This is a genomic window from Bacillus sp. WMMC1349, assembly GCF_013155385.1.
In the GTDB taxonomy this organism is placed as follows: Bacteria; Bacillota; Bacilli; order Bacillales; family Bacillaceae; genus Bacillus.
Window position 1 is genome coordinate 22036 of record NZ_JABJUQ010000005.1, and the last position, 12222, is coordinate 34257.

At 35.7% G+C, this 12222-nt stretch carries 9 protein-coding genes and 1 pseudogene; 7 read left to right on the forward strand and 3 right to left on the reverse strand.

Going from position 1 to position 12222, the window contains the following annotated elements:
- Positions 1 to 27: 27 nt before the first annotated feature.
- Entirely contained in the window at positions 28 to 2616 is a 2589-nt protein-coding gene (locus tag HOO54_RS01490) for a T7SS effector LXG polymorphic toxin (protein WP_172292224.1), read from the reverse strand.
- 331 nt (positions 2617 to 2947) lie between these two features.
- Here HOO54_RS01490 and HOO54_RS01495 point away from each other — a divergent pair.
- The 7 genes and pseudogenes from HOO54_RS01495 to recA form a co-directional block, all read left to right on the forward strand.
- Positions 2948 to 3310: pseudogene (locus tag HOO54_RS01495) on the forward strand (response regulator aspartate phosphatase); the annotation flags it as partial.
- Between the two features lie 122 nt (positions 3311 to 3432).
- Entirely contained in the window at positions 3433 to 4716 is a 1284-nt protein-coding gene (locus tag HOO54_RS01500; RefSeq protein WP_172291902.1) for an IS110 family RNA-guided transposase, read from the forward strand.
- Positions 4717 to 5195: 479 nt separating this feature from the next.
- A complete protein-coding gene (locus HOO54_RS01505; protein ID WP_172292000.1) occupies positions 5196 to 5870 on the forward strand; it encodes a hypothetical protein in 675 nt (224 codons plus the stop codon).
- Between the two features lie 315 nt (positions 5871 to 6185).
- On the forward strand, positions 6186 to 7454 hold the full coding sequence (locus tag HOO54_RS01510) for an MFS transporter (protein WP_172292070.1): 1269 nt from the start codon (positions 6186 to 6188) through the stop codon (positions 7452 to 7454).
- On the forward strand, positions 7441 to 7617 hold the full coding sequence (locus tag HOO54_RS25325; protein WP_253907579.1) for a hypothetical protein: 177 nt from the start codon (positions 7441 to 7443) through the stop codon (positions 7615 to 7617). The genes HOO54_RS01510 and HOO54_RS25325 overlap by 14 nt, the downstream gene beginning before the upstream one ends.
- Positions 7618 to 8050: 433 nt before the next feature.
- Positions 8051 to 8584 carry a serpin family protein gene (locus tag HOO54_RS01520; RefSeq protein WP_172292002.1) on the forward strand — a complete coding sequence of 178 codons (534 nt, stop codon included), beginning with the start codon at positions 8051 to 8053 and terminating at the stop codon, positions 8582 to 8584.
- Between the two features lie 337 nt (positions 8585 to 8921).
- Positions 8922 to 9998, forward strand: coding sequence for a recombinase RecA (gene recA / locus HOO54_RS01525; protein ID WP_253907581.1), 1077 nt, complete (start codon positions 8922 to 8924; stop codon positions 9996 to 9998).
- Positions 9999 to 10059: 61 nt separating this feature from the next.
- On the opposite strand, the gene HOO54_RS01530 is transcribed toward recA, so the two are convergent.
- Together HOO54_RS01530 and HOO54_RS01535 are read right to left on the reverse strand one after the other, a co-directional pair.
- Complete coding sequence (locus tag HOO54_RS01530) at positions 10060 to 11472, reverse strand: recombinase family protein (protein WP_172292226.1); 1413 nt, start codon at positions 11470 to 11472, stop codon at positions 10060 to 10062.
- An 81-nt stretch (positions 11473 to 11553) separates the two neighbouring features.
- Entirely contained in the window at positions 11554 to 12216 is a 663-nt protein-coding gene (locus tag HOO54_RS01535; RefSeq protein WP_172292228.1) for a LexA family protein, read from the reverse strand.
- Between the last annotated feature and the right edge of the window lie 6 nt (positions 12217 to 12222).

A 12222-nucleotide genomic window follows, 5' to 3' on the forward strand; every position in this document is an offset into this window, starting at 1 on the left:
ACAAACCTCCCCTTAAATTCTGTACTCCTATGGAGTTACTGTATTATTTGAAAATACATTTAACTTTATATTAGGATACTTTGCTCTGAATTCTAATATAATATTTGTACAACTTTGACAAGTATCTAACTCTGAGAAAAGATTAATTTCTCCTTTAATATTTGGGTCTTTTATTTTAGATGCAATGTCTTCAAGAATCTTCGCTTCTGTATCATTATATCTCGGAAACTGATCTACTACATAATTTTTGAAGATACGCTCACTATCTGTCGGTGTATATGAAAAATCCATAACATCCGTTCCTAAATTATCCACAGAATGAATTTGACTATGAGCAGTAAATTCATTTCTTATACCTGGTATATTAACATCTGCTGTAGCAACATTACCTTTAGTAAGTGACTTTATTTTTCTATCTATTTTTTTCCTCTGTGTGTTAGATAGATTTAAATATTCATCTGAACTTTTGAATGCTGTTATTGAATCAGATAATTTTGTTCTTACGACGTTAGCCCTATCTTTTAAAGTTTTTCCAATAAGATTACGAGTACCCTTAGTCCCATTGTCAACATCTTTCCCAGATTCATGCTTCCTCGGCTTAGAAGACTCATGAGGATGCTTACCAGAAACGTTTTCAGCACCTTTAGTAGACTCGTGATGCTTATCAACCTTGTGAACTGGCTCGTGTGATTTTGATTTTGGTTGATGCGGAGTTTTGGGATCTCCGTCACCATGCTTGCCTTTTTGAACATTTTTGCCTTCGTGTTTTTCGGTCACTTTTCCAGTGCTTTTGGTTGCTTCTTTATTCTTCTCAACCTTCTGAATTGATTCGTGTGACTTCGGTTTTGATTTATGTGGAACTTTAGGTTCTCCACCATGGTCACCTTTCGGAGTCTTCTTAATGCCGTCCCCACCATGAGCTTTTCCACCTTTAGGACTTGTAAAATGATCAAACGACTTCTTGATGAACTGAATCATCTCATGTCCAGACTGCCGTAAAGTAAGCGCATGTATAGGAATTCCTTCTGTTACGAGGATCTCCCGTGCAACTGGGTTAGGTAAGTCTCCTATTTTTATGAGTCCTTTTTTGATTAGTTCTCCAACTTCCTTGAGATCTTTAACGACTCTGTTTCCTACGACTATTCCAACGTGTCCAGCACCTTTGATTCCTTGTTTGATTGCCGTTTTTCCAGCGCCTTTGATTCCTTGTTTGACTATTGATTTACCCGCAGCGCTTGCAAATCTTCCAGCTTTCGAAGCAATTGATGCACCCTTTGATGCTGCACCGGCACCACCTGATATAAATGTAGTGACGATATTTAATTTAAGATATTCAGCATAATGTGTCCTTGAATACAAATCTCCATGTACAAAGTTTTTATCCCATTTTTCTTTTACTTCATCCCAAGCAGAATTCCAAGCTTTTTTATAGTCGAATTCTATAATTGAGTTTGCAGTTCTAACTGGATGTAATGCAGAATTTCTTACAAATTTATTTAGTGTTACAACACCTTCAAGAGTTTCCTTAACAAAATCATATCTAGCCACTGTTATTCCTTTTGCATAGTCGTATGCAGAGCCTAGATATTTTTTACCTGCCTCATCTACAGGTGCTAAAACTTCTTTTAGTTTCTCCTCTCCTGTTTCTATAAGATTTATAACACCATCATCAAAATCGTCTAACTTCTCTGATACATAATCAATAGGATGTTCCCAGAAACTAACATCTTCTTCTTCAAGGGATTTAACATACTCCTGTTGTTCTGGTGAAAGGTTGTTATAACCAATTTCTTTAGCCATTTTAACATATTCATCAGGGTCAGATACGTTTGCAAGCTTCTCTTGCAACTCTGCAATTCTGCGGGCTTCTGCTTGCTCTTTTTTCGCATTAATATATGTAGTCGCTTGTTTGTCGGTTTTGATTGCTTCTTTATATAACTTATTCGAGTGAAAAGCCTTTTTATCAAAATACATAGGAGAAGCGCTTTTGCCATTACTTGTGGCTTCCATCAATGCTGATAATTTTTTGGAGACACTTTCGGCTTCAGCCAATGCTTGTGTGTATTCACCTGTCATAAATTTATCCAAATCGTCTACTGCATCAATTGCATTTTCCCGAGTTGTTTGTGCTTTTGACATCTCTACTGTGTAATTGTGGTCAGTCCACTTATCCAGATCAACGATGTCGCTCACTCGGTCTATGATCCGATCCATGCTACTCTTGAGAGAGTCAACGATTTGATCGGATTTTTTATCTGCATTTTTTAATTCAGTCTTTAAAAAAGACATTTCAATGTACGAATCGGGCAATTTTTTCGCTTCGATATCACCAGAAACCCCATTAAAAAACGAGATCTGCATATCGGCAAGAGTGATCCAACTGTCGACAACCTCAGCCTGTCCTCTAAAAAACTCTTTAATGTTATCTGCGCCTTTTCCTGTGAAATCATCACCTAAATCTGCCACTCCAAGACAGGCTGTTTTTAGCGTTTGAAGTTTCTCTTTTAGGTTTTTATAATCTTTTTTACGTTGATCGGCTCTTTCAACTAAAGTACTGGCTTCAAAAACTTTAGCTGAACTGTCTAACTCTTTGTTTTTCTTTTTCTTGTCTGCCATCACATTTTCCTTTCAGATAGTTATTTTTTTAAACAACATCATAAAAATAGCAATCAGTTAAAATTTTATCATGTTAATAAAAAGGGTGGTAGGATATTTTTTCCATTCTAAGAAAATGAATCTTTAGGATTAGGTATAAGATCCCAATAAATGGTTTTTTCTTCTCTATGAATTTTTATTTGCCATCAATCAACAGATGTTTTTTGGGAACTATAACAATATATGGTTGTCAAAAAGTGGGGTATTGTGTAGAATATTTACGATAAGAAAGAGGATATATTATTCTGATTATTTTCAAAAAATAAAATATTGGGAAAAGGGGAGAAATTGAGTGGAAATAATTCCTTATGATTTAGTTGCTACAAAAATGAATTTTTGGTATAACTCACTAAAGAACAACTGGATAGAAAAGGCGGAGATAACAAAAAAGGAAGTTAGACAGTTACTTGATAATATGGAAGAGAATCAAGACGTCCTGATTTATTACTCGCTATTAGAATTTCGACATAAACTCCAGCTCGACTATTTGTGTGCTGGTTCTGGTGGTAGTCTTGAGGAACGATTTGAGGAGTTTAGAGAGATTAGAGAAAAGAATAACCTAGAAGGTATGCTTGACTACTACTATCATTTCTTTTCAGGGATGTATCATTTTAGACAAAAAGAATTGTTACATGCTTTAAGGTATTATAGGAGCATTCCTGTAATGAAGAAATTTGAGAGTTGAACAAAAAAAGAGCCCCTTGGTATCATACGAGGTGTCCAAAGCTTCGAAGCAAAAATGGACCCTTAATTTAAGTAACCAAGGAGGACTCAATAATGAATTATACACAAAATCATAAAATCTCTCAAATTACACCTTTAACTCTTATTGTTGGCATTGATATTGCCAAGGATAAACATGTAGCACGTGCACAAGATGACCGAGGTATCGAGTTCGGAAAACGCTTGATTTTTGAAAATCGAAAACATGGCTTTCAAAAATTAGTGACTTGGGCGGAAAGTCTTCGAAAAGAAAATGGCAAGAATCACGTCATTCTTGGCGTAGAGCCGACTGGTCATTACTGGTTTAGCCTCGCTTATTTTTTGGTAGAAAAAGGGTACGATTTTGTCATGGTAAATCCAATGCATGTAAAGAAAAGTAAAGAACTAGATGACAATTCCCCTACCAAGAATGATACAAAGGATGCTCGAGTAATAGGGCAGTTGATTAAGGATGGGCGATACTCCGTACCAAACCTCTTAGATGGCGTTTATGCCGAATTAAGAGAAGGCGTCAAATTACGAGATCAGCTCACAAAGCAACTGATGACCACAGAAGGTCGCATCCAAAATCATATACAACGCTACTTCCCTGAATTCTTTGATGTGTTTAGAGATTGGGAAGGAAAAGCAGCTTTTTGTACGTTGCGTATGTTTCCATTTCCGTCTCAAATTAAAGAAATGTCAGCGGAAGAGGTGCTTAAGAAATGGAAACCATTTGTTCAACGAGGAGTGGGAATAAAACGAGCGAGGAAGCTAGTAGAAGCTGCGAAGAAGAGTATTGGTATTCAAATTGGTATTCAGTTTGCCCAGCGTGAACTAGATTATTTACTCGACCAATATGAGCTTTATAAGCAACAGTTAGCACAGTTAGACAAAGAGCTAGAAGCTCTAGTAGAAACACTTCCAGGAGCCAAACAAATGATGGAGATACCAGGATTAGGATCTACGACAATCGCTCTGTTTTTTTCAGAGGTAGGTGACATGACAAAATATAGTCATCCCCAACAGCTAGTAAATTTAGCAGGTCTCTCTTTACGAGAACATAGCTCTGGTAAATTCAAGGGTCAAACACGAATTACGAAAAGAGGACGAAGTCGTTTGCGACGAGCTTTATATTTGGCTATTCGCCCATTAGTCGCTCATAATCCGACGTTTAAAGCATTGCATCAATACTATACAATGCGATCTGAAAAGCCATTGAAAAAGCAACAATCACTCATTGCCTTGTGTTGTAAGTTACTACGTGTATTATTTGTCATTGGGCAAAAACAATGTCAGTTTGATGGTTCTAAACTATTAAGAGGATTGCCTCGAACCCAAGAATTACAGGTTGTTTAAAGTCTTTAGAAATACACTCTAAAGACCAACAATTTCTCATACAAACACCAATAGTGCAGAGTTGGAGCTTATTTTCACCATTCGGGCTTTAGACCCAGCATAGGAGCATTTCCAACCTCCACCTCATGGATACGCAGGACGAAGGAAAGTATGGATACGATCCGGAGAGATATGGGAGGGTTAGCGACCGTGATTTGTGTGGAGAATTCCTAGCACGGTTATACACTTGTTTTCCAAACTAATCCAGTTTGGTAGATAGGATGGCTTATTCCTTGTAAATATTTTATATATATTAAAAAGATATCCAGTAATATTGGTGTGTCAACTATATGGTGGTTATGAAATAGTGAGAATGCATGAGTATTTGGAAGAAAAACGAACTTTATTGAGGGAGTGCAGAAAATAAACTTGAAGTCTTCAACTGCGATGAGTTAGAGAAAGCTGAGTTTTATTTTAAAATTTCAGAACTTTATTACAATATGAAACAAACTTTGTTTTCGATGGATTATGCAACTCAAGCATATAATATATTCAAGGATCATGAAACATATGGTCAGCGTCGTATTCAAAGTCAGTTTATTATGGCTGGAAACTGGTTAGATCACATGTGTCCTGAGAAATCATTAGATAATCTATATCAAGCACTATTTGAATCTGAAAAAATGAATGTGGGTTATTTAATGGGAATGGCACACGCAAACCTTGGAATATGTTATGATCAACTTGAAGAACTTGAGAAATCCTCCAGTCATCTACGAAAATCCCTTGAAATATACAGAGAAGAGAATAATAGTTATCAAGGTAGAGTAATATTTAACCTTGCGCATGTTGAAGTAAAGCAAGGTAACACTATTGTTGCCAATGATTTATATTTAGAAGGAAAAGAATTTGCTGAAACGAATCAAAAGTTAGATGACCTTGCGAAGATGGAACTTCTTAAAGGACTTTATCTTGAAAATGATACGGACTTAGTTAGGGAATCATTTAAGTTCTTCAAGGAAAGAGGTATGTATGCAGACTTGGAAGAGTACGCTATAGTTGCAGCAGAAGTTCTAAGAAGAAGGGAAAAGGTGTATGATGCCCTTGATTTTTATCGTGCTGCAGTAGAGGCGAAGCGACTAATCAAGAGGAGTGTGGTATTAGATGAAATCTAAAATATTAGTTTGCGTAATTTTAATATTGGGTGTGGCGGGCACTACCCTAGGAGTAACTTACAGTCAACTAGATAACGCTACTTACAAGGTTGCTGACAGGATGTTGTCCTAATCTCATTAAAAATAAAGGAAACAAATTAGTGCAGATCACATTGATCTGCTTTTTTTCTAAATTTAAATTTGCTTAACCCTTTTCACTTTCCTTCTTTTATTTAACAGATATTAAATAAAATAATCCAAATAATCAATTTTATGTTAAAATTATTGGTGTTATTTTAATATTGTTTAAATAGGGACAGGAAGGGACTCTGCGTGATGGAGAAATTAAATGGGACATTAACTGTTTGGAATAAGAATTTCACTTTTCTCTTTTTTTCAAGGATCATCAAAATTTCGGCTGACAGCTTTGCATTCTACTCGATTTTATGGTTTCTTATTTTTAGTGGAGAAGGTGCTATCGGTACATCTTTATTAATTGCTGTTACCTTTCTACCGGAAGCTTTGTTGGGACCGGTGACAGGTCCGTTAATGAAAAGAAGCACTTTGAAGTTTTGGATGTATTTCTCTGACTTAACAAGAGCAGTGGTTGTGCTATCAATACCAATTTGTTATTTCAACGGTTTCTCACCTATGTGGTTTATTTTGAGCCTCATGATTATTTATTCAGCAACTGGAGCCACATATCATCCTGCATCAATTACCCTGATTCCGCAAATTATCCATGAAAATTTCATGCAAAAAGCAAATGCAATCCTCCAGTCTTCCTCTGAAATTGCGAAGCTTGGTACTGTAACACTGTGCGGTTTCCTCTTGACTTTGATCGGACCAGCAACGACATTGATCATTTCTTTTATACTTTATATCATTTCTGGCATTTTTGTTCTTTGTATCAAGTATCAAATCGAACAGCAATCTGCTGTACACGAAACTGAGAAAAATAGAGGTACATATAAGGAAAGATTAAAAAGAGGATTTTCTTTGGTTAGACATCATAGAATCCTATTTCCATTAGCCATCTATTGTATTTTTATGAATTTAGCAGCAACTCCATGGGAAGCACTTTCCGCCGTTTATGTTTCAGAAGATTTAAATGCCACGCCGTTTATTCATTCGCTTTTGAAGGCTACAACAACTACCGGTGCTTTTTTACTTGGGCTTATCCTTACTAAGGTAAAGATCAATAGATATGGACTTCTTTTCATAACAGCTGGAATTATTGAAGGCACATCTTTCTTCATCACAGGATTATTTACAATTTTACCACTTGTATTTATTGCTGCCTTTGTATTTGGAGCAGCAGTAAGCTCAATCAATGTACCAGAGTACACAATTATTCAAAAAACCGTTGATGGTGATGATCAGCCTCAAGTATTTGCTATCATCCGTATGATTGGAAACTTTGCTTTTCCACTAGGTTCAATAGTCTGTGGGTATGCAGCAGTCACATTTGGAGCTGGCAAGGTGATCGCGTTTGGTGGTTTAATTGAACTTCTCGCAGGTCTTGGAATTTTACTGTTCACGAAACTAGCCAAGGCTAAGGAATCAGATCTTATCAAGGAAAAAAAGGCAAGTGCCTCAATATAATGTAACCTCAAACACACTGATTGTTCATATTCAGCAAGTTAAAGGAAAAGACAATATTGATGCGGAACAGATTGAAAGTGAAGTCAGGGAAGCAATAGAGGAACAAAAAGCTGTTCTAGAGAAAGGTAACAGAGGATGGAGAAAGAGGACGAAGAACATATAGTAGACAATTCATTTGAAGTCATGGTGTATTGGCATCTTGGAACTAAATTTTATAATCAAGTCAGAAAGCAGGCCATCAGGCCTGCTTTTATTGCTGATTAAAAAATACTTGTTTGAGTGAATAAATAATAGAATGAAAACAAAAGCGCTAAGATTCCTACGAATAAAGCGAATTTTTTTTGTTTATTGTCCTTTTCGGTTATGAAATAAAGACCCGTGCAGAAAGATCCTATGAACCAACCAATTGAAATTTGTACAATGGCTAAAATAAAACCAATAATTCCTATAATCTTAATTACCATCCTTATGACATCTTTCAATAAAATTACCACCTTTGGATATTTTTTCATAAATAAATATATTCAAACGCTTTCATTTATGATATCATAATTTTGTATTACAAAATATATAAAGGGAGGAATTTAATAGAAATGATGAAACAGTTAATAGTTTCGTTGTTGTCTTTGTCTTTATTGGTTGGAATAGTGTCACCTCTAACTACATTGGCGAGTGCCAGTGAATTACCGTCTCAAGAGCTTTCGAATGATGCTGTGGTGAAAAAGGCTGCTCCTATTACTTCGTCTGTATTGCCAGAGGGGACAGTTTTGGGGGATGATAAAAAAGCGGACACAGCTGGGAAATGGAGATATTACGCAACTTCAAAGTATAGTAATAAAATCGTCTGGACTACAGTATCTGCGGCGGCTACTGCAATGGGACTCTATACGGGTATCAAACATTTAACCCTTGCGGGGATTGTAGGGAACTATATCATTGCTAATTATAATGATTGGATTTATTACACAGACAGAAAATATTGGAGAATGGCTGGGTTTGTTCGTCAAGTAAAGCACAGGGTAACATGGTATAAGGACAGAAAACGTAAAAAGAAAATTCATACGCAGGAGTATATAACAAATGATTATGGTGGTCCGAAATCTGTTCCTTCTCCTGCCATCAACAATTAAACTAAAGTAAAGCAGGCCTCGGCGGCCTGCTTTTATTGTTAGGTCTATTGATCGACCTCTTTTTGTCGTGGTGTCCACAGTTGGGTTTGAAAACAACCATAGTCGATATGATGATTTTTTATAAGGCTCGTGTATTGAGACTTCATAGTTAAAGCAGAAAAACCTAAAAGTATCTAAGGCGTTTAAGATCCTTAGTTAAGTTATTTAAGTATTTTAGAGGCAGCTTAAACTGTCGTCTTTCAGGAAGTTTTTAGAACTTATTGAGAATATATGTTCTATTTTAGAAATAAATGTGCTATGATAGGAACGAATGTTCTGTTAGGAGATGATTTATGTGATGGTGGCAGAGAATAAAACAATCGGAAGAGAAGAAGCCTTGGGAAAAGCATTAAAAGATATTGAAAAGGCTTTTGGAAAAGGTGCAATTATAAAAATGGGTGAAAAACCATCTTTGCAAATTGAAACTGTATCAAGTGGCTCCATAAGTTTAAATTTAGCTTTAGGTTTAGGAGGATATCCGAAGGGGAGGATAACTGAAATTTATGGTCCAGAAAGTTCTGGGAAAACAACATTAGCTTTACATGCAATTGCTGAAGTGCAAAAAACAGGGGGGCAAGCTGTGTTTATTGATGTAGAACATGCTTTAGACCCTCATTATGCTCAAAAGTTAGGTGTAAATATAGATGAATTATTGGTCTCACAACCAGATAGTGGTGAGCAAGCTTTAGAAGTTGCGGAAGCTTTGGTTAGAAGCAGTGCAGTGAACATTATTGTGATTGATTCTGTTGCAGCACTTGTACCCAAAGCCGAGATTAAAGGTGAAATGGGCGATTCACATGTTGGATTGCAGGCACGCCTTATGTCGCAAGCATTGCGTAAGTTATCTGCTGCAATTAATCAAAATGATGTAATTGTCATTATGATAAATCAGATTCGTGAAAAGATAGGGACTTATGGCAATCCAGAAACTACAACTGGAGGAAGAGCGTTACGATTTTATGCTACTATTCGTATTGACGTTCGACGGGGTGAAGTTTTAAAAAATAAAGAAAAAAGAGTTATTGGAAACCGAACAAAAATAAGAGTAGTAAAAAATAAGATTGCACCGCCTTTTAAAATTGCAGAATTCGATATTTTTTACGGTGAAGGCATTTCAAAACCTGGAGAGCTTATTGATCTTGGGTCTGATGCTGGTATAGTTCAGAAAAGTGGAACATGGTTTTCTTATAAGGAAGAAAGACTGGGACAGGGAAGAGAAAACGCTATAATGTTTTTAAAAGAAAATGAAAGTATAAAGTCCGCTGTTGAGAAAGATATCAAAGAATACTTTGAAGAATGCAACCATATTAATGAAGGAAAAAAGAATAAAGAAGAACAAGACTCCCTTTTGGAAGTCGAGAAGCCTTGTCATTGAGAAAAAATTTATGGTGACTTAATGTATATTTAAGCACTCCGTTATGGTCAGAAAATCACGATTAATTTAACTTATATTCAGTAATGATAATCTCTGCTGGTTGAGAATATCGAGATGGTTTAGAGAAAGTTTTTACATCAACTTTTACGTAATCAAATACTGCGTTGATAGCTGATTTCTTTTCAATGTCATCTAAATTAACCCATTCACTTTGAATATTTTCAATGAAAAGGGCAAGCTCTTCAAGTGTTACAGATTCAGAATCAGTTTTGATTTTTTGTAAAAGTTTTGATTGCATATTTGAATAATTCTCTAACATTTCTCGATATTCTTTCTTTGTTAAGTCACCTTCAATATAAAGTTCTTTTGCACGCTTTTTCTTTGCATCTAATTCATTTACTTTTTTCTTTATATTACCCATATCATCTTTTGTCTCATCTGTTTCTAATTTGTCTTTAAAACCAGTTAGTTTTAACAAGTTTAAGAATGTTTTTTCCAGTGAATCTTGTCCAAATTGCGGGAGATCGCATATTCCTAATGAGTAATGTCCCTTGCATTTATAACCGTATCTAACGCTACCATCTTTTCGGTATTTAGGAGAACCCATAAGTGGATTACCACAACGAGCACATTTAAAAACACCACTAAATAAATATGTGTATTTCCGGTATGATTTAGTATTGTTCTTTTTTCTTATATCCATCGATTTATGGACTTGTTCCCATAATTCTAAAGAAATGATTTGTTCAAAGCTTTTTTGCGCGATATCAGTATAAACCTCTTCTCCCCAGCGTATTTTTCCAATATAGATCGGGTTGTTTATTATGCTTAATATTCCTGCACGTTGAAATAATGAACCACTTCTTGTTCTAAATCCATTTTTATTTAGGTATCGCGATAATGCACCGGCTCCTAGAGATATGGAGCGTTCAAATATTAACTTTACAAGTTTAGCTTCTTCTTTATGTGTAACTAATTCTCCATTTTTTAATCTATAACCATAAGGAACTTTCCCACCATTAAATTTTCCTTCTTCAGCACGCTTTTTCATAGCATCTTTGACACGTTCTGAAATTGTTTCTCTTTCCCATTGTGCTAAAGTGGCTACTAATGTTATAAACATTCGCCCAGTAGCGGTGGTTGTGTCAAATATCTCCATAGATGATTTGAATTTCACATTATACCTATCCATCTGTTTTAGTATTTCGTATAAATCTACAACTGAACGAGTGAAGCGGTCTAAGCGATAAACCAAAATTATGTCAAAAGTTTTCGATTTCATGTCATTAAGCATTTTTTGAAAAGCTGGTCGCTCTGTATTTTTAGCAGAAAATCCTTCATCAGTATATACTTCTTTTATTTCCCACCCTTGAGAAAGAGCATATTGCTCCAATCTTTCTTTTTGCAGATCTAATGATATTCCTTCTTCTGCTTGTAGATCAGTAGAGACCCTTGTATATATCACACATTTCATCCTTATTCTCCTTTATCAGAATGTATGTTCTTTTGGTTGTAAAAGAAGAGCGGGTAGTCTCCCGCGTTGGTAAATTATGAATTAATCAATCGGCGCACAACTCCATACGTATTTTCCCGTTATTGTAATTTCAGGACATTCAAAAGGATTGGTGCAATCAAAAATAAAAGGTTTTTGTTCAGGATTGTATGAGTCTGGCTCAAGAATAATGCTGTTGTTTGTTTGGTAAAATCTTTTCAGTGTTGTTTCATAACCATTGATACGGACAGCTACAATATCACCGTTTGCAACTTCTTTAGTTTTAGTATCTATAACAGCATAAAAACCATTAGGCACTATTTTGTTCATGCTATCTCCTTCGATTTTCAAAGATACGAGGTTTTCCAAACCATACATTTTAATTAATTTATCAGGGATTGGAAGGCTACCTATGATATTGTCATCTGCCCATTTAGGGCAACCTGCAGGAATAGATCCATATATAGGAACTGTCTCTGTCATCGGAACAATACTACTATGCGTATTTTGTTCGCCCACATTGTCAAAAATCAATTCGGCTGTGCTAACTCCTAGTTTTCTTGCTAGCGTTTCAATTGTACCTGTCTTGGGAGTTCGTTCCCCTCGCTCCCAATACCCTATTGTGACATCAGAAAAGCCAAGTCGCTTTCCGAATTCAGCTTTAGAAAGTCCTAACTCTGTTCTAATCCTTGCTATGTTTTTGGCGAAGTTTATTTTTTTCCCCATTTTTTC